Source organism: Yersinia sp. 1652 StPb PI (assembly GCF_041538345.1).
Taxonomy (GTDB): Bacteria; Pseudomonadota; Gammaproteobacteria; order Enterobacterales; family Enterobacteriaceae; genus Yersinia; species Yersinia enterocolitica_E.
The window spans coordinates 816229-838539 of record NZ_JAULSM010000002.1; the positions used below are offsets into that span (position 1 = coordinate 816229).

The following is a 22311-nucleotide window of genomic DNA, read 5'->3' on the forward strand; positions in this document are numbered from 1 at the left end:
AACAGCGGAAGGACTATTGCTGCTCTTCTGCTCCGGCGCGAAATGCGCTGCGCGGCATAATATTGATGGTTTCATGTAATTCGGACCACACCAATATGGCTTCACCGCTGATCAACTGGCGGCGTACATCCTCGACTTTTTGCGCTAATGAGCGCTCATGCTCGCCGTAATCGGTACCTTCACGTAACACAAAGGCTTCAAGTAAGTTATCCAGTGTTTCACCGTCAACTTGCTGCCAGGGAACTATCATTGCTGTTGCTCCAGATAAGGGGAAAGCCAGGCCGGAATACGTTGTTCCAGCCACATTTGTGGGTGTTTCAATGAGCCACCGACAAAACCAACGTGACCGCCATGTTCGGTTAACTGATAGTCAATATTGGCCGGTAACTCGCTGAGATCCGGGATAACTTCAGCCGTCATAAACGGATCATCTTTGGCATGAATGATCAGCAGCGGAGTCGTAATCTGCGGCAATAGCGGCAGGGCGCTGCAACGGCGATAATAATCAACTGCATCATTAAAACCATGAATTTTAGCAGTAATGACATCATCAAAATCTCTGATTCGCCGCAACCCTTTCAATTGAGCCAGATCCAAAGGCAGACTTCCGGGGTAATGCAAAAGCTTACGCGTGGCATTTAACTTTAGTTGGCCCAGTAAATAATGCTGATAGACCCGGGAGAAACCTTGCTCCATACGATTAGCACAGGGTTCAAGCATCAGTGGTGCTGACACCACCACTGCGGCCTGCAACAGGCTATCTTGGCCTTGCTCTGCCAAATACATCGCCAGCATATTGCCACCCAAAGAGACCCCGACGGCGGCGGTTGGCACCTGGCCATAGCGCTCTCGCAGCCAGCGGAGAAAGAAGCGAGCATCTTCTGTTTCACCGGAGTGATAAATGCGTGACTTACGATTTGGCTCTCCACTGCATCCACGAAAATGCATCACCACACCGAGCCAGCCTTTGGCTTGCCATGCACTTAATAACCCATGGGCATAAGGGCTGTAAAAATTACCTTCCAAACCGTGGAAGAGTACGACTCTGGGTTTATCTCTTGCCAGCTCGGGATTTTCACTCCAGGCCAGATCGACAAAATCGCCATCAGGCAGTTCCAGCCGTTGCCAGAACGGTTGCAATTGCACATGCCGTCTGACCAGTCGTGGCAACAGTGTTTGTAGATGTGGATTACTGGCTCCGGCCAGTGGGCGAAATAATTCATGCATATAGTGAATGGAAATCATGTTGTTGCTCTTGTGTGATCAATAACACACTGTTAGCTTCATGGGTATATCGCGCATCATTTTGGGTGAGAGGCACCCGTCTCATGGAACTGAGTTTATTTCTTTCAATGGTAGGCTTTCTTTGGGTTGCAGCTATTACCCCCGGTCCAAACAATATGTTGTTAACCTCTGCGGGGGCTAACTTCGGCTTTATGCGTTCTATCTGGCTGATGTTAGGTATTATGTTAGGCATGCAGAGCATGTTGCTGTTGGTGGCTTTTGGTGTCGGCGGCCTGATTCTTATCTACCCCTCCCTCCATCTGGTTCTGAAAATTTTGGGTAGCCTATATCTGCTATGGCTGGCATGGAAAATTGCCACTTCTGCCTATGAGAAATTGGAAACCAATGTCGCACCGCCAAAACCGTTGCGCTTGTATCAGGGCTGGTTATTGCAGTTCCTTAATCCCAAAGCCTGGTTGATGGGACTCGGGTCAGTCGCCAGCTTCAGTATGACCGGAGCCGCCTATAATCATTCTATCGTAATGATAAGCCTTGGTATGTTTATGGTGAACCTGGTGGCAGGTATCATTTGGCTGGGTTTTGGTACTTTGATTGGGCGCTTGTTACGCAGCCGCCGCGCCTGGTTTAGCTTTAATATCTCGATGGGCTTGCTGACGGCAGCCTGTGTGTTATTGATTTGGCATTAATCAGTGGAGCTAATTGATGGCCTATAACTATTTTCATGTTGATGCATTTGTTGGCGCAGGGTTATCCGGCAACCCGGCAGGGGTGTATCTGCTGAAGAAACCGTTGTCGGCCGCAGAGATGCAAAGTATCGCGGCCGAGATTAATTTACCGGAAACCAGTTTTGTCTGGGATGAAGGGGATAAATCGGCGATCCGCTGGTTTACCCCGGAACGTGAAGTCGACTTATGTGGACACGGCACATTGGCGGCGGCGCATGTGATGTTCAGCATCGTTAATCCTGGCTTGCATGATATCTGTTTTCGCAGTGCCAGCGGTGACTTGTACGTCAAGCGCGATGGCGATAACTTCGGCCGACTGTCGCTGGATTTCCCTTCATTACCGCCCGACCAAATCGCTATCGCGGCAGAGTTGAGTGCATTGCTTGGCAGCAACATTCAGCAGGTATGGCAGGCAAAATCTCTGTTGGTGGTGCTGGAAAACGAGCAGCAGGTACGGCAGTTACAACCCGATATTGTTGCGCTGATTGCCTATACCGGTTGTGGGGTGATTGTGACCGCGCCGGGTGATGAAGTGGATTTTGTTTCGCGTTACTTTACCCTTGGCTGCAATGAAGATCCGGTTACCGGCTCAGCCCATTGTACCTTAATGCCCTATTGGGTCGCGCGACTGGGAAGGTCATCACTGCACGCCCGGCAGATATCAGCACGCGGTGGCGAATTATTCTGCACCTTAGCCGATGATCGTACTTTAATTGCCGGTGATGCTCGCATTTTTATGAAAGGCCAAATAGATCTTTAAGTTAACTGCATAGACAATTCCTTCAGATTTTTTTTATTACCAAAAGGAATAAAGAATATTCTTTTATTCCTTTTGTCGTATTACTCCTTCGGGTAACACTGTCATCTCAGAGCGCCCGGTGCGCTCAGGGTCGCAGCAATAGCGAATGACACAGTTAACCCAGCGGAGTGAACCATGGCGATAACCTTATCTTCTGCAAGTCTTACCGCCGCAATACGCGGCTTTTTACGGCCAGGTGGTGCACTGTTAGCTCTGTCGCTGGTTGCTGCCAGTGCACATGCTGTCGATGTGACGGTGGCTTATCAAACGTCCGCAGAACCGGCAAAAGTCGCGCAAGCGGATAACAGCTTTGCCAAGTTGTCCGGTGCCAATGTGGATTGGCGCAAGTTTGACAGCGGCTCTAGCGTTGTGCGGGCATTGGCCTCGGGTGATGTGCAAATTGGTAATATCGGCTCCAGCCCATTAGCCGTTGCTGCCAGCCAGAAGGTGCCAATTGAGGTCTTCCTACTGGCGTCACAACTGGGGAGTTCAGAGGCGCTGGTGGTGAAGAAAGACATTAAAACCCCACAAGATTTAATTGGTAAACGTATTGCCGTGCCGTTTATCTCCACGACACATTACAGTCTGCTGGCAGCCCTGAAACATTGGGGAATCAAGCCGGATCAGGTCACTATCCTCAACTTGCAGCCACCTGCTATCGCCGCCGCTTGGCAGCGGGGTGACATTGATGGCGCTTATGTTTGGGCTCCTGCCGTTAACGAATTAGCCAAAACCGGCACCGTCCTGACTGATTCTGCCCAAGTAGGTCAATGGGGCGCGCCAACCCTGGATGTCTGGGTGGTGCGCAAAGATTTCGCCAAAGCCCATCCTGAGGTGGTCACCGCCTTTGCCCGCAGTGCATTGGCCGCCCAAGGTGCTTATCTGGCCCAACCAGAACAATGGCTGAAAAATCAGCAGTATCTGGGGCAGCTTTCGCGCTTAAGTGGTGTCCCTACCGATCAAGTGCCGGAGCTGGTGAAGGGCAATACTTATTTGCCTGTCGCTGAGCAGATAACGCAACTGGGTCAACCAGTGGATCAGGCCATCCGCGATACTGCTGCGTTCCTGAAAGAGCAAGGCAAAATCCCGCAAATTGCCAGTGATTATAGTGATTTCGTCACTGACCGCTTTGTGAAAGCAGTGCAGGCCACACCGCAGTCCTAGGAGCCATCATGCTAAACGTGCGCGGCCTGTGGGCCGAATATCAGGGCAAACCTGCCTTACAGGATGTGTCACTGCAAATCGCATCTGGAGAGTTGGTCGTGGTATTGGGGCCATCAGGTTGCGGTAAAACCACGTTATTGAATCTAATTGCCGGATTTATGGAGCCTTCAGCTGGCAGCATCACTCTGGATGATATACCGGTTCACGGCCCGAGTGCCGAACGGGGAGTGGTGTTCCAGCATGAGGGCTTACTGCCGTGGCGGGATGTGGTCAGCAATGTGGAGTTTGGCCTGCAACTGGCAGGATTAAGCAAACAACAGCGGCGCGAAACTGCCCTGAAAATGCTTCATCGGGTAGGGTTAGCTGGTTTTGAACATCACCTTATCTGGCAACTCTCTGGTGGGATGCGCCAACGGGTAGGGATTGCTCGTGCACTGGCGGTTGACCCGCGCTTGTTGCTGTTGGATGAGCCGTTTGGCGCGCTGGATGCTTTTACCCGCGAGCAGATGCAAGAGCTGTTGCTGACTATTTGGCGTGATACCGGCAAACAAATTTTGCTGATCACCCACGATATCGAAGAGGCGGTGTTTCTGGCCAGCGAGCTGCTATTGCTGTCTCCAGGGCCGGGGCAGGTGGTCGAACGACTGTCGCTGAATTTTGGTCAGCGTTATGCCGCTGGTGAGCCATGCCGATCCATTAAGTCTGATCCTGAATTTATCGCCCGCCGCGAATATGTGTTGGGTAAAGTCTTCCAGCAACGGGAGGTATTGATATGAGCCTGCACAGCACGTTACGTAATCAAGCCGTCACGCTGCCGCTTCACCGCCTACCGGCTAACGATGAACCCCCGTTGATTGCCAAGAAGGCGGCTCGCCGTTTACCTGCGGGTAATGGCTTGTGGCTTAGCATCACTACTCTGATTGTGGTGGTCGCGTTGTGGTGGGCGGTGACGGCGTTACAGCTTATCAGCCCACTCTTTTTACCCGCGCCGCAGCAGGTATTACATCAGTTATTGGTGATTGCCAGCCCGCAGGGGTTTATGGATGCCACGCTATGGCAACATCTGGCCGCCAGTTTGGGGCGAATTCTTATCGCATTACTCGCTGCGGTCGCACTTGGTGTTCCAACGGGCATTGCGATGGGGCTAAGCAGCACCGTACGTGGTGTGTTGGACCCACTGATTGAGATTTATCGCCCCGTTCCCCCCTTAGCCTATTTGCCCCTTATGGTTATCTGGTTCGGCATTGGTGAAACCTCAAAGATCCTGCTGATTTATCTGGCGATATTTGCGCCGGTGACGTTAGCCGCTGTGGCTGGCGTGCGTAGCGTGGCACAGGTGCGGGTTAGAGCTGCTCGTGCATTGGGGGCCAGTCGCTGGCAGGTTTTATGGTTTGTGGTGCTCCCCAGCGCCTTGCCAGAAATCTTAACCGGTATCCGCATTGGGTTGGGTGTGGGGTGGTCAACGTTGGTGGCTGCTGAGCTTATTGCCGCTACGCGCGGATTAGGGTTTATGGTGCAATCAGCCGGTGAGTTTCTCGCAACCGATGTCGTCATCGCCGGCATCAGTGTGATTGCTATTATCGCTTTTGGTATGGAGCTAAGTTTGCGGGCGATCCAACGCCGGCTAACACCTTGGTATGGAGCACAGCAATGAATGAACGCTTGGTAGTCACGCCGTTAGGGCCGCATATTGGTGCTTTGGTTGAGAATATTAATATTGCCCGCCCGTTGGGTGATAGTCAGTTTGAACAGCTTTATCATGCGTTACTCAAGCATCAGGTACTGTTTTTCCGCAATCAACCCATCACGCCATTACAGCAACGTGAACTGGCCGGGCGTTTTGGTGATTTACATATTCATCCGGTTTATCCGCACACCAAAGAGTGTGAGGAGATTATCGTGCTGGATACCCATGATAATAATCCGCCGGACAACGATAACTGGCACACCGACGTGACGTTTATCGCCAATCCGCCATTAGGTGCGATTCTGGCGGCAAAGCAGCTACCGCCAACCGGTGGTGATACCTTATGGAGCAGTGGGATTGCGGCTTATGAAGCGCTTTCTGCTCCGTTTAAACAGCTTTTGGCCGGTTTACAGGCCGAGCATGACTTTGCGCACTCCTTCCCCGAGCACAAACATCGTGCGACCCCGGAAGAGCATCAACGATGGCTACTGGCTAAAGAGAATAATCCGCCGATATTGCATCCGGTGGTACGTACCCATCCGGTGAGTGGGCGTCAGGCATTGTTCGTCAATGAAGGATTCACCACCCGAATCGTTGAATTGAGTGATAAAGAGAGCGATGCTTTACTGCGTTTCCTGTTTGCACACACCACCAAACCCGAGTTTCAAGTACGCTGGCGCTGGCAGCAGGATGATGTGGCGATGTGGGATAACCGTGTCACCCAGCACTATGCCAATGCCGATTATCTGCCACAACGGCGGGTGATGCATCGGGCGACTATTCTGGGGGATAGGCCGGTGTACCGGCCTGGTTAACGGGCGATTTGATTTAGTCTGTGATTAACAACGAGCGGGCCGCTGCGTCAACTGCATCAACGGTGATGTCATCAACCTGTGGCCCGGCATGTAACAACACATGGCGGGTTAACGGGTACCAGCGCCGGTATTTTTCTGGCCGCGACTCAAACAGTGCGACGACCGGGATCTGTAATGCTGAACTGATATGGACCGGTGCGCTATCAGCCGAAATAACCACATCCAATTGACTGGCTGCGGCCACGAACTCATCAACTGACGGTGTAAATAGACTTCGGCCGTGGATGCTCGCCAGTTGCTGTTCACTTGGCGGTGCGATGGGATCATACAAAATCACTATCTCGGCCTGATCACTGAGCTTCAGTGCCAACTGTTGCCACTTCTCCCACGACCAGCGCCGTTGCGGTGATTTATTCGAGACAAACAGCCCGATACGTGGCCGATTGCGTTCACCTAATTCTGCCTGCCATTTTGCCTGCAATTGTGGGTCAGGATAGAGATGTAATTTGAGCGTATCGATGTCGACCCGCCCCAGTTCGGGTAGCAGTGCAAAACCAGACAGCGCCTCATGGCGTATTGGCCGATTGGTCACATGGTCAGGATTGCGGTCATCAAATTCACTGCCCGGGTTATGCCAACGGCTATCGACCACATTAAGTTGTTTAGCGAACTGGATACTGTTTTTGTTCATGCCACCGTTAGGGATAACCAGTAAATCAAAACGTAAACATCGCAGTCGCCAAATCAGGGCCAGACGATTAAACAGCGCCTTGATCCTGCCCGGTTGTTGGTTTCTTTCACATTGCTTACTGTAAACGTAGGTGTGAACGGTACTGATATCGGGGTTACGTGCCAGTGCATCTCGATTGTATTTATTGGCCAGCACATGAATTTCGGCTGCTGGCCAGCGCTGCTTTAATGCATGTAATAAAGCAGTGGTACAAACCAGATCGCCAAGGAAATCAATTCGGATAACCAAAATGCGCTGCATCAATACATATTCCCAGAAGTAATTTTATGCCTTATTAAACATGAAAATTTCCTGAGTAATAACAAAAATAAACGTAAATTTGAGATCTATTTTGATAATGAATGCTTCTGCTGCGCATAACGCCATAGAGTGACTGATAAACGTACCGCTCGCCAGAACTCACTGATATTCCCCGCGCCCTGAAACAGCGCTTTGGGTAAGCCTAATGCCCTAAACTCAGCCGCGAGTGCCGAACGTTCTGGTGACGGGGATAATTTCTTACGCATCAACCCGAAAAAATGGCCGCTCTCCTGATTAGCGTGACGTAACAGCGCACGGCTTAACGGCGGTTGTTGCGTGGCAGAAAGGTTAATTAGCGCGTTAATAATTCTAAGATAGCTATTGGCGCGAGCCACCAAGGCTTGGGGTAACGGAGAGTGGGTGATGGAGAGTGGGTTGGTGCGATAACCATAAAATGGCGTATCACAGAAACCGACACGTTGTACGGCGAGTGCCAGATGGGTGGTCCACAGAATATCTTCATGTAGCATTCCAGGGATGAATGCGAGTTGATGGGTCGCGATCAATTCGCGCCGAATCAATTGTAGCCATACATAATGTGGCCACTCATTATGTTCAATACTGCGAATAACCCATTGCTGGCCGCTAAGTATCTCGCTCCACGGCTGTTTATGTAACAAGGGGCTGCTGGGCGCCAGGTGGGGATCAGTGGTAAAGGTAAAACCATTACCTATCAGTAAATCTAATTGCTGCCGATTGGCCTGTTGCAACCAGGTTGATAAAGCATCAGAGGCCAGCCAGTCATCGCCATCAACAAAAGCAATCCAGGGGGCGGTTGCCCGAGCGATTCCAGCATTACGGGCCGCAGAAAGCCCCTGATTGGCCTGATTAACAATGACCAGCCGCGAATCATGGCGCGCGGCGGCTACTAATATCGTCAGGCTGTCATCGGTCGAACCATCATTGACGGCAATGATTTCCAATGACACACCCGACTGCTGGTACAATGAATCCAGTAGTTGTGTGAGGTAAGCGGCGCAATTAAATACCGGTACCACCACACTAATATCCTTATTAGCCATGACCTTATTATCCTTAATACTGGCGTTTTCTGAAAAGCGGTTATCCCGCTTCAAATATCTTAGTGAGGTTCTCCAACTGCTCCTGAGCATCTAGCCAGTGCATTTCAGTCTCTTCAAGTTTGGTTTTCACTTGCGTCTGCTGCTGTAAACATTGGGTCAAATCAGCCTTACGTGCAATATCGTATAAGGCAGAATCAGCCAATCGCTCTTCGATGACTGCCAGCTCGGTACTGAGCTTATCCATCTGTTTTTCCAGCGTCATAATCTGCTTACGCAATGGCTGAGTCTGGGTTCGGAACTCTGCCTCACGGCGTTTTTGATCTTTACGCTGTTGGGCACTATTACCGGACAACTCTTTTGTCGGATTATCCTGCTGGCTTTGCTGGCGCTGCACATCGACCAAAAATTGCTGGTAATCTTCTAAATCGCCGTCGAATTGCTCTACTTTGCCATCATGCACCAGATAGAGGTCATCGGTGGTGGAACGCAGTAAATGGCGGTCATGGGAAACCACCACCAATGCGCCTTCAAAATCAATCAAGGCTTCGGTTAGCGCCTGACGCATATCAAGATCAAGGTGGTTGGTTGGCTCATCGAGTAGCAATAGGTTAGGGCGCTGCCAGATAATCAGTGCCAGTACCAAACGCGCTTTTTCACCGCCGGAGAAGCGGGCTGTTGGGTCCGTAACCTGATCGCCCTGAAAACCGTAGCCACCTAAATAGTCGCGCAGTTGTTGTTCCGACTCTTTGGGTGCCAGGCGGCTCATATGCTGTAGCGGTGATTCATCCGCACGCAAAAACTCCAACTGATGCTGGGCGAAGTAACCCAGTTTAATCCCTTTGGATAAACCAATCTCACCGCTTTGTGGCTCTAATGTGCCGGCTAGCAACTTAATTAGCGTAGATTTACCCGCACCATTGCGCCCCAACAGACCGATGCGGGAGCCGGGGACCAGATTGAGCTTAATGGACTGCAAAATCGTACGATCACCATAGCCGGCGCTCACTTTCTCCATGCGGAGTAGGGGGTCAGGCAAACTTTCCGGTGTACGGAAGCTGAAGTGGAATGGATTATCCACATGGGCAGGTGCAATCAGTTCCATCCGCTCAAGCATCTTGATGCGGCTCTGAGCTTGTTTGGCTTTAGTCGCCTGTGCGCGGAAGCGGTCGATATAGCTTTGTAAATGCGCCACTTTTTCTTGCTGATGCTGATACATCGACTGCTGCTGCGAGAGCTTGGTCGCTCGCTGGCGTTCGAAAGATGAATAGTTACCGGTATATTCATTCAGCGTCTGCTGTTCAATATGCAGAATCTTATCAATAATAGGATCAAGGAAATCGCGGTCATGAGAAATTAATACCAGCGTGCCAGAATAGCTTTTCAGCCATTTTTCCAGCCAGATAACTGCATCCAAATCCAAGTGGTTGGTCGGTTCATCCAGCAGCAGTAAATCAGAGCGGCAAACCAGCGCTTGGGCCAGGTTAAGGCGCATGCGCCAGCCGCCAGAAAATGAACGTACCGGTTGCTGTAATTGCTCTTGAGAAAACCCCAGCCCGTGTAGCAAACTGGCGGCACGGGATTGAATTGTCCAGGCATGGATGGCATCAAGTTTGCCGTGCACGGTGGCGATGGCATGACCATCATTTTTTTCGTTAGCGGCCTGAAGTTCGGCCTCCAATTGGCGATATTCGCGGTCCCCGTCGATAACATACTCTATCGCCGGAATATCCAGGGCCGGGGTCTCTTGATTAACCCAAGCCAGTGCCCAGTTGCTGGGGAAAGTGGCATTGCCCCCATCGGCGCTCAGTTCGCCTTTGAGCAACGCCAGCAGGGTGGATTTACCACAACCGTTTTTGCCGACCAGCCCGACCTTTTGGCCAGGATTAATCGTTGCTGTAGCGTTGTCCAGCAAGACGCGGGTACCACGTCGTATTTGAAGCGAAGAAAAAACAATCATAGAGTGCCGTATGTTTAGAGTATGTTAAATTATCATTGTATTTTTGACGTTACAGGGGGCTAGTTGCGCGCATTCACCCGAATCACATATTTGTAGTTGGCCTTATTTGCATAGGCTTATCGGATTTTGCTCGCTTGCGGCTGACCTGCAACCCCAATTACTTTGGGTATAAATCTTAGTCTTTTTTGGTCTTTGCGGAGCATGGTAACGGAAAAACCGGACCCTGACGACGCTTTGGAGGGGAATGATGTCGCAGCCACCGAAGGTTTTGCTGCTGTATGCCCATCCGGAATCACAAGACTCGGTGGCAAACCGGGTTTTACTGCAACCGGTGCAGCAGTTAGAACATGTTACTGTGCACGATCTTTATGCACATTATCCTGATTTCTTTATTGATATTCACCATGAGCAGCAATTGCTACGTGAGCATCAAGTTATTGTATTTCAACATCCTCTCTATACCTACAGTTGCCCGGCGTTGCTGAAGGAGTGGCTGGACCGGGTATTAGCTCGTGGTTTTGCCAATGGTGTGGGTGGTCATGCTCTGACGGGTAAGTATTGGCGCTCGGTAATTACCACCGGCGAACCGGAAGGGGCCTATCGGGTAGGGGGCTATAACCGCTATCCGATGGAAGATATTCTGCGCCCTTTCGAATTGACAGCGGCTATGTGCCATATGCATTGGATGAACCCGATGATTATATACTGGGCGCGACGTCAGAAACCGGAAGTCTTAGCCAGCCATGCGCAAGCTTATACGCAGTGGTTGCAGTCGCCGCTGCCTGCGGGAGGGCACTGATATATGGAAGGCTCAGCGCTACTTACTGCCATTTTATTATTTTTATTTGCCGCTGTGGTTGCGGTCCCTATTGCTCAACGCCTGGGTATTGGTGCGGTGTTGGGTTATCTGATAGCCGGTATTGCTATTGGTCCATGGGGGTTAGGTTTTATACGTGATGTTGACGAAATACTGCACTTCTCCGAGCTTGGTGTGGTGTTTCTGATGTTTATCATTGGGTTGGAGTTGAATCCAGCCAAGCTATGGCAGTTGCGGCGCTCTATTTTTGGTGTCGGTGCGGGTCAGGTCGTTATTACAGCAGCAGTATTGGGGGCATTACTCTATTTCACCCAATTCGCCTGGCAGGCGGCGGTTATCGGTGGCATTGGTTTAGCAATGTCCTCGACCGCGATGGCATTGCAGCTAATGCGGGAAAAAGGCATGAACCGCAACGAAGGCGGGCAGCTCGGATTCTCGGTGTTACTGTTCCAGGATATGGCGGTTATACCTGCTTTGGCGTTGATCCCTATTCTGGCGGGGGGCGGTGGTGCTGCCAATGATTGGGTCAAAATTGGTATTAAAGTTGCGGCGTTTGCGGGCATGTTGATTGGTGGGCGCTATCTGCTGCGCCCCTTGTTTCGCTATATTGTCGCCTCTGGTGTGCGGGAGGTTTTTACTGCCGCCGCATTACTGGTGGTATTAGGTTCTGCACTGTTTATGGATGCATTGGGCCTATCGATGGCGTTAGGGACATTTATCGCCGGGATATTACTGGCCGAAAGTGAATTTCAGCACGAACTGGAAATTGCCATCGAACCTTTTAAAGGGTTATTGCTCGGGTTGTTCTTTATTTCGGTTGGGATGGCGCTGAATCTTGGTGTGCTATTCACTCACCTGCTGGATGTGTTGTTAGGTGTGCTGGCGCTGGTATTTATCAAAGGCACCGTATTGTATGGTTTGGCACGTACATTTGGCTTGCGCCGTTCGGTGCGCTTGCAATTTGCCGGAGTGCTCAGTCAGGGCGGTGAATTTGCTTTCGTCTTGTTCTCCGCTGCATTCTCTCAACATGTTCTAAATGCTGAACAACTGGCATTGCTGCTGGTGGTGGTTACGTTGTCGATGATGACGACACCATTATTGATGCAGGCTATCGATCGCATTCTGATCCGCCGTTATAACGCGCAGGAAGAGAGCGATGAGAAGCCGTTCGTGGAAGATAATGATCCGCAGGTGATTATTGTTGGTTTTGGGCGATTTGGTCAGGTGATTGGCCGCCTACTGATGGCGAACAAAATGCGTATTACCGTGTTAGAACGTGATGTCAGTGCGGTGAGTGTGATGCGCAAATACGGTTACAAAGTCTATTACGGCGATGCCACCGAATTGGAACTGTTGCGGGCCGCCGGCGCGGAAAAAGCTAAAGCTATTGTTATCACCTGTAATGAGCCGGAAGATACCATGACATTGGTGCATCTGTGCCAGCAACATTTCCCTGACTTGCACATTCTGGCGCGTGCCAGAGGGCGTGTTGAAGCACATGAACTGTTGCAAAATGGCGTCAAAGACTTCACCCGTGAAACCTTTTCCAGTGCGCTGGAGTTGGGGCGTAAAACGCTATTGGGATTGGGAATGCATCCACATCAAGCTTATCGGGCGCAACAACATTTCCGCCGTCTTGATATGCGGATGCTGCGTGAATTGGTGCCGCAGCATCATGGTGATGTGGCGCAAATCTCCAGAGTTAAAGAGGCCCGCCGTGAACTGGAAGATATTTTCCAGCGAGAAATGCTACACGAAAGTCGGCAGTTAGATGGGTGGGATGAATACGAATAATGTCGGAGAAAACGATGACAAGTGCTCTTAATAAGACAAAAACGCGCAAAAGATTTATCGCTGGAGCGGTTTGTCCAAAATGTAAGGCATTGGATACATTGGCTTTATGGCGTGAAGATCAGGTAGAGGTGGTCGAGTGTGTCAAGTGTGGTCACCATCAACGCCAGACGGATGAACAGGTCAATCAACACGTCCGCCCGCATGAACAAGTGATCGGTATTTTCCATCCCGAGTAGCGTTATCCTTCGCGATTTTTTATGCTGGTGGGTACAGCGGTGCAGATTTCAGCTACAATCTGTGCCAATTTTTGTTCCAAGGGTAGGAGATATCATGAAAGTAGCAAAAGACTTGGTGGTCAGCCTGGCTTACCAGGTACGTACAGAAGACGGTGTTTTAGTTGATGAGTCTCCGGTGAGTGCGCCGTTGGACTACTTGCATGGACACGGTTCCCTGATCGCTGGTTTGGAAAAAGCGCTCGAAGGTCATGAAGCTGGCGACAGCTTTGATGTGCGCGTGAATGCAGACGAAGGCTACGGCAGCTATGATGAAAATCTGGTGCAGCGCGTACCGAAAGACGTCTTTATGGGCGTTGACGAGCTGGAAGTTGGCATGCGTTTCCTGGCTGATACCGATCAAGGTCCAGTACCGGTAGAGATCACTGCTGTTGAAGATGAGCACGTGGTGGTTGATGGTAACCACATGCTGGCGGGTCAGGATCTGAACTTCCACGTTGAAGTGGTTGCTATCCGTGAAGCAACAGAAGAAGAGCTGCAACATGGCCACGTACATGGCGAGCATGATCATCATCATGAACACGGTGATGGTTGCTGCGGCGGTCATGGCCATGATGAGGGTGACCACGATCATGAACATGGTAAAGGTGGTTGTGGTAAGGGCGGCTGTGGCTGTCACTAAGATCTGACCTGTTACTAAAATTTGACATGGTCAGTCAAAAGCCAGCCTTGCGGCTGGCTTTTTGCTATCCGCATTAATAATGCGGAGGCGGTGTCTCTTCTGCTGGCGAGGCCATCATGGAAGACTGAGATTCGCGCAGTTTATCGGTCAACAAACGCAGATGCTCCCGCAATTTGGTCATTTCCATTTGGTGCTCCGTCACGATCAAATTGAGTTCCTCAATCGTCACTTCCTGAAATGCCAGACGGCTTTCCAGCATTTCCAGCCGTTGTTCAAACAGGGATTGTTCCATATTAATTTCCTCTCATGACTGCAAACCATACCCTCTTATTACTTCCTATTTGATACTCATAGAGAAAAAACAGGGGAGGGGCGATTCTACCTGTAAAACGCCGTGATTGCCTTGCGAGGGTCAAGATATCGATAAAACGAAACTTCTTGTAGTAAAAAAAGTCTTAATATCACTTAATAGCATCAGCATAGAGATTGTTTTGTGTTCGCACAGACAGTTATAGTACAAGTTACACTTATAATCGTTGCTTGGGGTAAGTGTCCTTAAGCCAATGGAGAAATGGATGAAATCACTGTTTAAAGTAACGCTACTGGCTACCACCATGGCGCTGACCCTGAATACCTCTGCTACTTTCGCTGCTGAAGCAGCTAAAACCGCAGCCGCGCCAGCAACGACCAATAGCGCATTTAAAAATGATGACCAGCAATCTGCTTATGCATTAGGCGCATCATTAGGGCGTTACATGGATAATTCCCTAAAAGAACAAGAAAAGCTGGGTATTAAACTGGATAAAGACCAGTTGATCGCCGGTGTTCAGGACGCGTTTGCTAACAAAAGCAAACTGACTGATGCAGAAATTGAAAGCACTCTGCAAAGTTTTGAAGCTCGCGTAAAAGCTTCTGCTCAGGCAAAAATGGAGCAGGACGCTAAAGAAAATGCCGATAAGGGCGCTAAGTATCGCGATACTTTCGCTAAAGAAAAAGATGTGAAGAAAACCGAATCTGGCCTGCTGTACAAAGTAGAGAAAGCCGGTACTGGTGAAGCACCAAAAGACAGTGATACCGTGGTTGTTAATTACAAAGGGACACTGACTGATGGCACTGAGTTTGATAACTCCTACAAGCGTGGTGAGCCATTATCCTTCCGCTTGGACGGTGTTATCCCAGGTTGGACTGAAGGCCTGAAGCAAATCAAAAAAGGTGGCAAGATCACCCTGGTTATCCCACCAGAACTGGCTTACGGCAAAACTGGCGTCCCAGGTATCCCAGCTAACTCTACTCTGGTATTCGATGTAGAACTGTTAGATGTGAAAGCGGCGCCAAAAGCTGATGCTCCAGAAGAGCAACCAGCAGCAGCTGCAGGCGAAAAAGCGAAGAAGTAATTCAGCTTAGTTCACCGATTCTGCTTATAACCGCTGCGATAATTGTCGTGGCGGTTTTTTTTGCGGCACATCTATCAATTTTCACTTCTGTTCGTTGATAACTTGACGGTTTATGGCTTGTGGGCTTAACGTCAATATCACGCGCAAACGCAAGGATTTTATCTCAGCATATTTGCTAGACTTAAAATCTAAGATATTGAGTTATGAGTCTGCCAACGATATTGAGACAGGCTTTACCTAGAGGATGGTGTCTTCGATGTCTAATTCGCTTCTCAGTAGCGAAACCAGTGAACTGGATTTACTGGATGAACGTCCGTTCAGTCAGACGGACCATGAAATACTAAAATCATACGAAGCTGTCGTTGATGGCTTAGCTATGCTTATTGGCGGCCACTGTGAAATTGTTCTGCACTCACTGGAAGATCTGAAAAGCTCTGCGGTAAGAATTGCGAATGGAGAACACACTGGAAGGCAAATTGGTTCACCGATAACCGACTTGGCTCTACGGATGTTGCACGATATGGCCGGTGCTGACAGCAGTGTTTCAAGAGCTTATTTCACCCGAGCCAAAAGTGGTGTACTGATGAAATCAGTCACTATCGCTATCCGTAACCGTGACCAGCGTGTTATTGGCTTGCTGTGCATCAACATGAATCTGGATGTGCCTTTCTCACAAATCATCCAAACGTTTATGCCGCCGGAAACGCAGGAAGTTGCTTCCTCGGTCAACTTTGCCTCATCTGTTGATGATTTGGTGGCGCAAACACTTGAATTTACCATCGAAGAAGTCAATGCGGACCGTAATGTTTCTAACAATGCGAAGAACCGCCAAGTGGTACTTAATCTTTATGAAAAGGGTATTTTTGATATCAAAGATGCCATCAATCAGGTTGCAGAACGGCTTAATATCTCTAAACACACCGTCTATCTTTACATTCGCCAATTCAAAAGTGGCGACCTTGTAGGGCACGACCGTTAATGTCTGGCGTGAAAAGATATTGTCTTATGGTCACAGGGCCTGCTTATGGTACGCAGCAGGCCAGTAGTGCTTATCAATTCGCACAAGCGCTGATAAATTCAGGTCACAGTTTGGTGAGCGTTTTCTTCTATCGCGAAGGCGTTTTGAACGCTAACCAATTAACTGCCCCTGCCAGTGATGAATTTGACTTGGTAAGGGCGTGGCAACAATTGGCGGCTGAACATGCTGTTATGTTGCATGTGTGTGTGGCGGCGGCATTACGCCGTGGTGTAACCGACCAACAGGAAGCCGAACAACTCAATCTTGCGGCAGCGAATCTGCAACCGGGTTTTACCTTAACCGGACTGGGTGCGTTAGCCGAAGCTGCATTGACCTGTGATCGCATGGTGCAATTTTAATGGCAATGAAACGTGTCGCTTTTGTTTTCACCCAAGGTCCGCATGGCAATTCGGCAGGGCGGGAAGGGTTGGATGCCTTACTGGCTACATCGGCATTAAGCGAAGATTTAGGTGTATTCTTTCTGTCAGATGGTGTTTTGCAGCTATTACCTCAGCAACAACCGGAAATAATTCTCGCCAGAAACTATATTGCCACTTTTGGTGTCTTACCCCTGTACGATGTTGAGAATTGTTATATCTGCGAAGCCTCATTAGAGCAACGCGGGTTGAGTGGTGTGACGAACTGGATCCTTGCTGTCGAGGTATTATCTCCGGTAAATTTACGTCGCCAATTGGCAACTTATGATGTTGTGCTGACTTTTTAATGGGATTTGGGTCGCTATAATGCTGTATACCGTCAGTCATTCTCCTTATCGTTGCGATTTATCTGCTTTGCTGAGATTAGTCACATCCGAAGATGAGATTCTCTTTCTACAAGATGGCGTTATGACTGTTTTGAAAAACAGTGAAAGTCTTAAGCTATTGTTAAATAACCCCGCTTCTCTATTTGTGTTAGAAGATGACGTTATTGCACGTGGTTTGTCTGGTCAAATTTCAGACAGCGCTACGCTAATCGGCTATACTCACTTCGTGGATTTGACCCTAAAACATCAGCAACAACTGGCATGGTAATGCAGTCAATGCTGTATATTTCTTGACACCTTAGATAGTCAGCCATAAAATTCTGCGTCCTCGTTCTCTGCCAGTCGTGCAAACGAGGGGGATTTATCACGTGTTTACGAAGCAAAAAACCAGGAGCTTTTTTAATAATGGCAACGATTAACCAGCTGGTTCGCAAGCCACGCAGCATGAAGGTTGCTAAAAGCAACGTTCCTGCGCTGGAAGCATGCCCGCAGAAACGTGGTGTATGTACCCGCGTATATACCACCACCCCGAAAAAACCTAACTCCGCACTGCGTAAAGTTTGCCGTGTGCGTTTAACTAACGGTTTTGAAGTCACCTCCTACATCGGCGGTGAAGGTCATAACCTACAGGAACACTCCGTGATCCTGATCCGTGGCGGTCGTGTAAAAGACTTGCCAGGTGTGCGTTACCACACCGTCCGCGGCGCGCTTGACTGCTCAGGTGTTAAAGACCGTAAGCAATCACGTTCTAAGTACGGCGTGAAGAAGCCAAAGGCTTAATGGTTCTCCGTTAAGTAAGGCCAAACATTTTCACATTAATGTCAAAATAAACTCTTAGAGTTTTGGACAACCCTGAATTAACAACGGAGTATTTCCATGCCACGTCGTCGTGTAATTGGTCAGCGTAAAATTTTGCCAGATCCTAAGTTCGGATCTGAATTGCTGGCTAAATTTGTAAATATCCTGATGGTAGATGGTAAAAAATCTACTGCAGAAGCAATCGTCTATACCGCGCTGGAAACCCTGGCTCAGCGTTCTGGTAAAGATTTTCTGGAAGCTTTCGAAGTAGCTCTGGATAACGTGCGCCCGACTGTCGAAGTTAAGTCTCGCCGCGTTGGTGGTTCTACTTATCAGGTACCAGTTGAAGTTCGTCCGGTTCGTCGTAATGCCTTGGCAATGCGTTGGATCGTTGATGCTGCTCGTAAACGCGGTGATAAATCCATGGCTTTGCGCTTGGCGAATGAACTGTCTGACGCAGCAGAGAACAAAGGTTCTGCTGTTAAGAAACGTGAAGACGTTCACCGTATGGCCGAAGCTAACAAGGCGTTCGCGCACTACCGCTGGTAATTACCACGCAGTAGCTATGCTAACCATGCGGGCGCTTTAATAGTTAACCCGCATGGTTAATCGAATGAACGCCTAAGGCAATAGAGGAATCAAATGGCTCGTAAAACACCCATTGAGCGCTATCGTAATATCGGTATCAGCGCTCACATCGACGCCGGTAAGACAACCACTACCGAACGTATCCTGTTTTACACCGGTGTAAACCATAAGATCGGTGAAGTTCATAACGGCGCAGCCACTATGGACTGGATGGAACAAGAGCAGGAACGTGGTATTACCATTACTTCTGCGGCTACTACCTGCTTCTGGTCTGGTATGGCTAAACAGTATGAACCACATCACATCAATATCATTGACACCCCAGGGCACGTTGACTTCACCATTGAAGTTGAACGTTCTATGCGTGTTCTTGACGGTGCGGTAATGGTTTACTGTGCAGTTGGTGGTGTTCAGCCACAGTCTGAGACCGTATGGCGTCAGGCGAACAAATATAAAGTCCCACGCATTGCGTTCGTTAACAAAATGGACCGCATGGGTGCTAACTTCCTGAAAGTTGTTGGCCAGCTTAAAGCTCGTCTGGGCGCGAATCCAGTTCCATTGCAACTGGCAATCGGCGCGGAAGAGAAATTCACTGGTGTTATCGATCTAGTGAAAATGAAAGCGATCAACTGGAATGAAGCCGATCTGGGTGTGACCTTCGAATACGAAGAGATCCCTGCTGATATGGCTGAGCTGGCTGCTGAATGGCACCAGAATCTGGTTGAATCGGCTGCAGAAGCGTCTGAAGAGCTGATGGACAAGTATTTGGGCGGCGAAGAGCTGACCGAAGAAGAAATCAAGAAAGCTCTGCGTCAACGTGTTCTGCGCAACGAAATTATCTTGGTTACCTGTGGCTCTGCGTTTAAAAACAAAGGCGTACAGGCAATGCTGGATGCAGTTATCGATTATCTGCCAGCGCCAACTGACGTTGAAGCAATCAACGGTATTTTGGACGATGGTAAAGATACTCCGGCTGTTCGTCATTCAGACGACAAAGAGCCGTTCTCTGCATTGGCATTCAAAATTGCTACCGACCCGTTTGTGGGTAACCTGACATTCTTCCGTGTGTACTCTGGCATTGTTAACTCCGGTGACACTGTGCTGAACTCAGTACGTTCGCGTGAAGAGCGTTTGGGTCGTATCGTACAGATGCATGCCAACAAACGTGAAGAGATCAAAGAAGTTCGCGCAGGCGACATCGCAGCAGCGATCGGCCTGAAAGACGTGACGACGGGTGACACCTTATGTGATCCAAAGCATGTGATCATTCTGGAACGTATGGAGTTCCCTGAGCCGGTTATCTCTGTTGCCGTTGAACCAAAAACCAAAGCCGACCAGGAAAAAATGGGTATGGCTCTGGGGCGTCTGGCAAAAGAAGATCCATCATTCCGTGTGTGGACTGACGAAGAATCAGGTCAGACTATCATCGCTGGTATGGGTGAGCTGCACTTGGATATCCTGGTTGACCGTATGCGCCGCGAATTTAGCGTGGAAGCAAACATCGGTAAACCTCAGGTTGCTTACCGTGAAACTATCCGCGATACCGTCAAGGACGTGGAAGGTAAGCACGCTAAGCAGTCAGGCGGTCGTGGTCAGTACGGTCATGTTGTTATCGATATGTCTCCGTTACCACCGGGTGGTGCTGGGTATGAATTCGTCAACGAAATCGTTGGTGGTTCTATTCCTAAAGAGTTCATCCCTGCTGTTGATAAAGGTATCCAGGAACAACTGAAATCCGGTCCTCTGGCTGGTTATCCGGTTGTGGACGTTAAAGTGCGTCTGCACTACGGTTCTTACCATGATGTTGACTCCTCAGAATTGGCGTTTAAATTAGCCGGTTCTATCGCCTTTAAAGAAGGTTTCAAACGAGCTAAACCAGTTCTGCTTGAGCCAATAATGAAGGTTGAAATCGAAACCCCTGAAGATTATGCGGGTGACGTAATGGGTGACCTGAGTCGTCGTCGTGGCATGATCGAAGGTATGGAAGATACGTTAACTGGTAAGACTATTCGTGCCCAGGTTCCGTTGTCTGAAATGTTCGGTTATGCTACTGACCTGCGCTCTCAGACCCAGGGCCGTGCTTCATACTCTATGGAGTTCCTGAAGTATGCTGAAGCGCCGAGTAACGTCGCTCAAGCCGTTATCGAAGCCCGTGGCAAATAAGCTTTCGGGTTTAAAACAATGATCCAGTGCTCTCTCATAAGTGGTAGAGCACCAGAGTAAGGAATATAGTCGTGTCTAAAGAAAAATTTGAACGTAACAAACCCCATGTAAACGTCGGTACTATCGGCCACGTTGACCATGGTAAAACTACCCTGACTGCAGCAATCACTACCGTACTGGCTAAAACCTACGGCGGGAGCGCTCGTGCTTTCGATCAGATCGATAACGCACCAGAAGAAAAAGCTCGTGGTATCACCATCAACACTTCTCACGTTGAATATGACACCCCGACTCGTCACTATGCGCACGTTGACTGCCCAGGACACGCCGACTACGTTAAAAACATGATCACCGGTGCTGCTCAGATGGACGGCGCGATCTTGGTTGTTGCTGCAACTGACGGTCCTATGCCACAGACTCGTGAACACATCCTGTTGGGCCGCCAGGTTGGCGTTCCATACATGATCGTATTCATGAACAAATGTGACATGGTTGACGACGAAGAGCTGCTGGAATTGGTAGAAATGGAAGTTCGTGAACTTCTTTCTGCTTACGATTTCCCAGGCGACGACATTCCAGTAATCAAGGGCTCAGCTCTGAAAGCACTGGAAGGCGTTCCTGAGTGGGAAGCAAAAATTATCGAACTGGCTGAAGCATTGGATACTTATATTCCACTGCCAGAACGTGCTATCGATAAGCCATTCTTGCTGCCAATCGAAGACGTATTCTCTATCTCAGGCCGTGGTACTGTTGTAACTGGTCGTGTAGAGCGCGGTATCGTTAAAGTTGGTGAAGAAGTAGAGATCGTTGGTATCAAAGATACTGTTAAATCTACTTGTACTGGCGTTGAAATGTTCCGCAAACTGCTGGACGAAGGCCGTGCTGGTGAGAACGTTGGTGTTCTTCTGCGTGGTATCAAACGTGAAGATATCGAACGTGGTCAGGTTCTGGCTAAACCAGGTTCTATCAAACCACACACTACCTTTGATTCAGAAGTTTATATTCTGAGCAAAGACGAAGGCGGCCGTCATACTCCGTTCTTCAAAGGCTACCGTCCTCAGTTCTACTTCCGTACAACTGACGTAACCGGTACCATCGAACTGCCAGAAGGCGTTGAAATGGTAATGCCTGGTGATAACGTGAACATGGTTGTTACCTTGATTCACCCAATTGCAATGGACGACGGTCTGCGTTTCGCAATCCGTGAAGGCGGCCGTACTGTAGGCGCTGGTGTTGTTGCTAAAGTTATCGCTTAATTGCTTTACTGATTAATTATTTTATTGATCAAGTAACCAAGGGTGCTTCGGCACCCTTTTTTATTGATAAAGTGAATAATCTTAATTGAAATAACACGCATTCTTATTTACACTTGAGAGATTGGTTAAGAAGTGAGTCTCTCTATGTATGTTTGTCTGTGTAATGCGGTATCTGACAAAGTTATCCGTAAAGCTGTACGTCAGCACCATCCACATACCATTAAACAACTGCGTCAATTGGTACCCATTGGTACAGACTGCGGTAAGTGCATCCGACAGGCCAGAGAGATACTGATCGAGGAACGCGCGAATATTCCAGAAATGAATGATGTTGCCTAAT

The 22311-nt window shown here is 49.2% G+C and carries 26 protein-coding genes; 20 read left to right on the plus strand and 6 right to left on the minus strand.

What is annotated here, in order from left to right; translation table 11 throughout:
- Positions 1–13 precede the first annotated feature (13 nt).
- Together Q2T71_RS20155 and Q2T71_RS20160 are read right to left on the minus strand one after the other, a co-directional pair.
- Positions 14–250, minus strand: coding sequence for a YheU family protein (locus tag Q2T71_RS20155; protein ID WP_032906589.1), 237 nt, complete (start codon positions 248–250; stop codon positions 14–16).
- Positions 247–1227, minus strand: a complete 981-nt coding sequence (locus Q2T71_RS20160) for a hydrolase (protein WP_372560689.1) — start codon at positions 1225–1227, stop codon at positions 247–249. Before Q2T71_RS20160 ends, Q2T71_RS20155 begins: the two co-directional genes overlap by 4 nt.
- Positions 1228–1328: 101 nt before the next feature.
- On the opposite strand from Q2T71_RS20160, the gene Q2T71_RS20165 reads away from it, so the two are divergent.
- The 6 genes from Q2T71_RS20165 to tauD all read left to right on the plus strand — a co-directional run bounded on the left by Q2T71_RS20165 (position 1329) and on the right by tauD (position 6435).
- Complete coding sequence (locus tag Q2T71_RS20165) at positions 1329–1931, plus strand: LysE family translocator (protein ID WP_032906591.1); 603 nt, start codon at positions 1329–1331, stop codon at positions 1929–1931.
- Positions 1932–1947: 16 nt separating this feature from the next.
- Entirely contained in the window at positions 1948–2730 is a 783-nt protein-coding gene (locus tag Q2T71_RS20170) for a PhzF family phenazine biosynthesis protein (RefSeq protein ID WP_372560339.1), read from the plus strand.
- 174 nt (positions 2731–2904) lie between these two features.
- A complete protein-coding gene (gene tauA, locus Q2T71_RS20175) occupies positions 2905–3933 on the plus strand; it encodes a taurine ABC transporter substrate-binding protein (RefSeq protein WP_102970493.1) in 1029 nt (342 codons plus the stop codon).
- 8 nt (positions 3934–3941) lie between these two features.
- Positions 3942–4709, plus strand: coding sequence for a taurine ABC transporter ATP-binding subunit (gene tauB / locus Q2T71_RS20180; RefSeq protein WP_005186200.1), 768 nt, complete (start codon positions 3942–3944; stop codon positions 4707–4709).
- On the plus strand, positions 4706–5587 hold the full coding sequence (gene tauC, locus Q2T71_RS20185) for a taurine ABC transporter permease TauC (RefSeq protein WP_372560340.1): 882 nt from the start codon (positions 4706–4708) through the stop codon (positions 5585–5587). The genes tauB and tauC overlap by 4 nt, the downstream gene beginning before the upstream one ends.
- On the plus strand, positions 5584–6435 hold the full coding sequence (gene tauD / locus Q2T71_RS20190) for a taurine dioxygenase (protein ID WP_372560341.1): 852 nt from the start codon (positions 5584–5586) through the stop codon (positions 6433–6435). Before tauC ends, tauD begins: the two co-directional genes overlap by 4 nt.
- 13 nt (positions 6436–6448) lie before the next feature.
- Here tauD and Q2T71_RS20195 read toward each other — a convergent pair whose 3' ends face one another.
- The 3 genes from Q2T71_RS20195 to Q2T71_RS20205 form a co-directional block, all read right to left on the minus strand.
- On the minus strand, positions 6449–7426 hold the full coding sequence (locus Q2T71_RS20195) for a glycosyltransferase family 9 protein (RefSeq protein ID WP_372560342.1): 978 nt from the start codon (positions 7424–7426) through the stop codon (positions 6449–6451).
- 86 nt (positions 7427–7512) lie between these two features.
- Positions 7513–8508, minus strand: coding sequence for a glycosyltransferase (locus Q2T71_RS20200; RefSeq protein WP_372560343.1), 996 nt, complete (start codon positions 8506–8508; stop codon positions 7513–7515).
- Positions 8509–8548: 40 nt separating this feature from the next.
- The gene (locus tag Q2T71_RS20205; RefSeq protein WP_372560344.1) at positions 8549–10465 is read right to left on the minus strand and encodes an ABC transporter ATP-binding protein; all 1917 of its coding nucleotides are present in this window, start codon (positions 10463–10465) and stop codon (positions 8549–8551) included.
- 247 nt (positions 10466–10712) lie between these two features.
- Here Q2T71_RS20205 and kefG point away from each other — a divergent pair, with 247 nt between their 5' ends.
- The 4 genes from kefG to slyD all read left to right on the plus strand — a co-directional run bounded on the left by kefG (position 10713) and on the right by slyD (position 13991).
- Entirely contained in the window at positions 10713–11264 is a 552-nt protein-coding gene (gene kefG, locus Q2T71_RS20210) for a glutathione-regulated potassium-efflux system ancillary protein KefG (RefSeq protein WP_372560690.1), read from the plus strand.
- A gap of 3 nt (positions 11265–11267) precedes the next feature.
- A complete protein-coding gene (gene kefB, locus Q2T71_RS20215) occupies positions 11268–13076 on the plus strand; it encodes a glutathione-regulated potassium-efflux system protein KefB (RefSeq protein ID WP_083161175.1) in 1809 nt (602 codons plus the stop codon).
- 14 nt (positions 13077–13090) lie between these two features.
- A complete protein-coding gene (locus Q2T71_RS20220) occupies positions 13091–13312 on the plus strand; it encodes a YheV family putative zinc ribbon protein (protein WP_372560345.1) in 222 nt (73 codons plus the stop codon).
- A 94-nt stretch (positions 13313–13406) separates the two neighbouring features.
- Positions 13407–13991 carry a peptidylprolyl isomerase gene (gene slyD, locus Q2T71_RS20225; RefSeq protein WP_372560346.1) on the plus strand — a complete coding sequence of 195 codons (585 nt, stop codon included), beginning with the start codon at positions 13407–13409 and terminating at the stop codon, positions 13989–13991.
- Positions 13992–14064: 73 nt separating this feature from the next.
- Here slyD and Q2T71_RS20230 read toward each other — a convergent pair whose 3' ends face one another.
- Positions 14065–14283 (minus strand): protein SlyX, encoded by a 219-nt coding sequence (locus Q2T71_RS20230; protein WP_005186209.1) that lies wholly within the window; start codon positions 14281–14283, stop codon positions 14065–14067.
- Positions 14284–14566: 283 nt separating this feature from the next.
- Between Q2T71_RS20230 and fkpA the strand changes: the two genes are divergently transcribed.
- From fkpA to bfd, 10 genes are all read left to right on the plus strand, one after another.
- A complete protein-coding gene (fkpA, locus tag Q2T71_RS20235) occupies positions 14567–15385 on the plus strand; it encodes an FKBP-type peptidyl-prolyl cis-trans isomerase (protein WP_372560347.1) in 819 nt (272 codons plus the stop codon).
- Positions 15386–15641: 256 nt separating this feature from the next.
- Positions 15642–16364, plus strand: coding sequence for a transcriptional regulator (locus tag Q2T71_RS20240; protein WP_032906602.1), 723 nt, complete (start codon positions 15642–15644; stop codon positions 16362–16364).
- Positions 16364–16762 carry a sulfurtransferase complex subunit TusD gene (gene tusD, locus Q2T71_RS20245; protein WP_083161172.1) on the plus strand — a complete coding sequence of 133 codons (399 nt, stop codon included), beginning with the start codon at positions 16364–16366 and terminating at the stop codon, positions 16760–16762. The genes Q2T71_RS20240 and tusD overlap by 1 nt, the downstream gene beginning before the upstream one ends.
- A complete protein-coding gene (tusC, locus tag Q2T71_RS20250) occupies positions 16762–17127 on the plus strand; it encodes a sulfurtransferase complex subunit TusC (RefSeq protein WP_372560348.1) in 366 nt (121 codons plus the stop codon). The genes tusD and tusC overlap by 1 nt, the downstream gene beginning before the upstream one ends.
- 19 nt (positions 17128–17146) lie before the next feature.
- A complete protein-coding gene (gene tusB / locus Q2T71_RS20255; RefSeq protein ID WP_049601300.1) occupies positions 17147–17434 on the plus strand; it encodes a sulfurtransferase complex subunit TusB in 288 nt (95 codons plus the stop codon).
- Between the two features lie 137 nt (positions 17435–17571).
- Positions 17572–17946 (plus strand): 30S ribosomal protein S12, encoded by a 375-nt coding sequence (rpsL, locus tag Q2T71_RS20260; RefSeq protein WP_002212323.1) that lies wholly within the window; start codon positions 17572–17574, stop codon positions 17944–17946.
- Between the two features lie 96 nt (positions 17947–18042).
- The gene (gene rpsG, locus Q2T71_RS20265) at positions 18043–18513 is read left to right on the plus strand and encodes a 30S ribosomal protein S7 (RefSeq protein WP_002212324.1); all 471 of its coding nucleotides are present in this window, start codon (positions 18043–18045) and stop codon (positions 18511–18513) included.
- Positions 18514–18606: 93 nt separating this feature from the next.
- On the plus strand, positions 18607–20715 hold the full coding sequence (gene fusA, locus Q2T71_RS20270) for an elongation factor G (RefSeq protein WP_083161170.1): 2109 nt from the start codon (positions 18607–18609) through the stop codon (positions 20713–20715).
- A gap of 71 nt (positions 20716–20786) precedes the next feature.
- Positions 20787–21971 carry an elongation factor Tu gene (gene tuf / locus Q2T71_RS20275; RefSeq protein WP_005186230.1) on the plus strand — a complete coding sequence of 395 codons (1185 nt, stop codon included), beginning with the start codon at positions 20787–20789 and terminating at the stop codon, positions 21969–21971.
- Between the two features lie 144 nt (positions 21972–22115).
- The gene (bfd, locus tag Q2T71_RS20280; RefSeq protein ID WP_005186233.1) at positions 22116–22310 is read left to right on the plus strand and encodes a bacterioferritin-associated ferredoxin; all 195 of its coding nucleotides are present in this window, start codon (positions 22116–22118) and stop codon (positions 22308–22310) included.
- Position 22311 lies beyond the last annotated feature (1 nt).

What these genes read in the sequence shown, in the direction of transcription:
- fusA (WP_083161170.1), top strand. Translation starts at nt 18,607, where the DNA reads ATGGCTCGTAAAACACCCATTGAGCGCTATCGTAATATCGGTATCAGC.
- Q2T71_RS20160 (WP_372560689.1), bottom strand. Translation starts at nt 1,227, where the DNA reads ATGCATGAATTATTTCGCCCACTGGCCGGAGCCAGTAATCCACATCTA.
- bfd (WP_005186233.1), top strand. Translation starts at nt 22,116, where the DNA reads ATGTATGTTTGTCTGTGTAATGCGGTATCTGACAAAGTTATCCGTAAA.
- Q2T71_RS20170 (WP_372560339.1), top strand. Translation starts at nt 1,948, where the DNA reads ATGGCCTATAACTATTTTCATGTTGATGCATTTGTTGGCGCAGGGTTA.
- fkpA (WP_372560347.1), top strand. Translation starts at nt 14,567, where the DNA reads ATGAAATCACTGTTTAAAGTAACGCTACTGGCTACCACCATGGCGCTG.
- tusD (WP_083161172.1), top strand. Translation starts at nt 16,364, where the DNA reads ATGTCTGGCGTGAAAAGATATTGTCTTATGGTCACAGGGCCTGCTTAT.
- kefG (WP_372560690.1), top strand. Translation starts at nt 10,713, where the DNA reads ATGTCGCAGCCACCGAAGGTTTTGCTGCTGTATGCCCATCCGGAATCA.
- Q2T71_RS20165 (WP_032906591.1), top strand. Translation starts at nt 1,329, where the DNA reads ATGGAACTGAGTTTATTTCTTTCAATGGTAGGCTTTCTTTGGGTTGCA.
- tauD (WP_372560341.1), top strand. Translation starts at nt 5,584, where the DNA reads ATGAATGAACGCTTGGTAGTCACGCCGTTAGGGCCGCATATTGGTGCT.
- tauB (WP_005186200.1), top strand. Translation starts at nt 3,942, where the DNA reads ATGCTAAACGTGCGCGGCCTGTGGGCCGAATATCAGGGCAAACCTGCC.
- rpsG (WP_002212324.1), top strand. Translation starts at nt 18,043, where the DNA reads ATGCCACGTCGTCGTGTAATTGGTCAGCGTAAAATTTTGCCAGATCCT.
- Q2T71_RS20205 (WP_372560344.1), bottom strand. Translation starts at nt 10,465, where the DNA reads ATGATTGTTTTTTCTTCGCTTCAAATACGACGTGGTACCCGCGTCTTG.
- Q2T71_RS20155 (WP_032906589.1), bottom strand. Translation starts at nt 250, where the DNA reads ATGATAGTTCCCTGGCAGCAAGTTGACGGTGAAACACTGGATAACTTA.
- tauA (WP_102970493.1), top strand. Translation starts at nt 2,905, where the DNA reads ATGGCGATAACCTTATCTTCTGCAAGTCTTACCGCCGCAATACGCGGC.
- kefB (WP_083161175.1), top strand. Translation starts at nt 11,268, where the DNA reads ATGGAAGGCTCAGCGCTACTTACTGCCATTTTATTATTTTTATTTGCC.
- Q2T71_RS20195 (WP_372560342.1), bottom strand. Translation starts at nt 7,426, where the DNA reads ATGCAGCGCATTTTGGTTATCCGAATTGATTTCCTTGGCGATCTGGTT.
- tusC (WP_372560348.1), top strand. Translation starts at nt 16,762, where the DNA reads ATGGCAATGAAACGTGTCGCTTTTGTTTTCACCCAAGGTCCGCATGGC.
- rpsL (WP_002212323.1), top strand. Translation starts at nt 17,572, where the DNA reads ATGGCAACGATTAACCAGCTGGTTCGCAAGCCACGCAGCATGAAGGTT.
- tusB (WP_049601300.1), top strand. Translation starts at nt 17,147, where the DNA reads ATGCTGTATACCGTCAGTCATTCTCCTTATCGTTGCGATTTATCTGCT.
- Q2T71_RS20230 (WP_005186209.1), bottom strand. Translation starts at nt 14,283, where the DNA reads ATGGAACAATCCCTGTTTGAACAACGGCTGGAAATGCTGGAAAGCCGT.
- Q2T71_RS20200 (WP_372560343.1), bottom strand. Translation starts at nt 8,508, where the DNA reads ATGGCTAATAAGGATATTAGTGTGGTGGTACCGGTATTTAATTGCGCC.
- tauC (WP_372560340.1), top strand. Translation starts at nt 4,706, where the DNA reads ATGAGCCTGCACAGCACGTTACGTAATCAAGCCGTCACGCTGCCGCTT.
- Q2T71_RS20240 (WP_032906602.1), top strand. Translation starts at nt 15,642, where the DNA reads ATGTCTAATTCGCTTCTCAGTAGCGAAACCAGTGAACTGGATTTACTG.
- Q2T71_RS20220 (WP_372560345.1), top strand. Translation starts at nt 13,091, where the DNA reads ATGACAAGTGCTCTTAATAAGACAAAAACGCGCAAAAGATTTATCGCT.
- slyD (WP_372560346.1), top strand. Translation starts at nt 13,407, where the DNA reads ATGAAAGTAGCAAAAGACTTGGTGGTCAGCCTGGCTTACCAGGTACGT.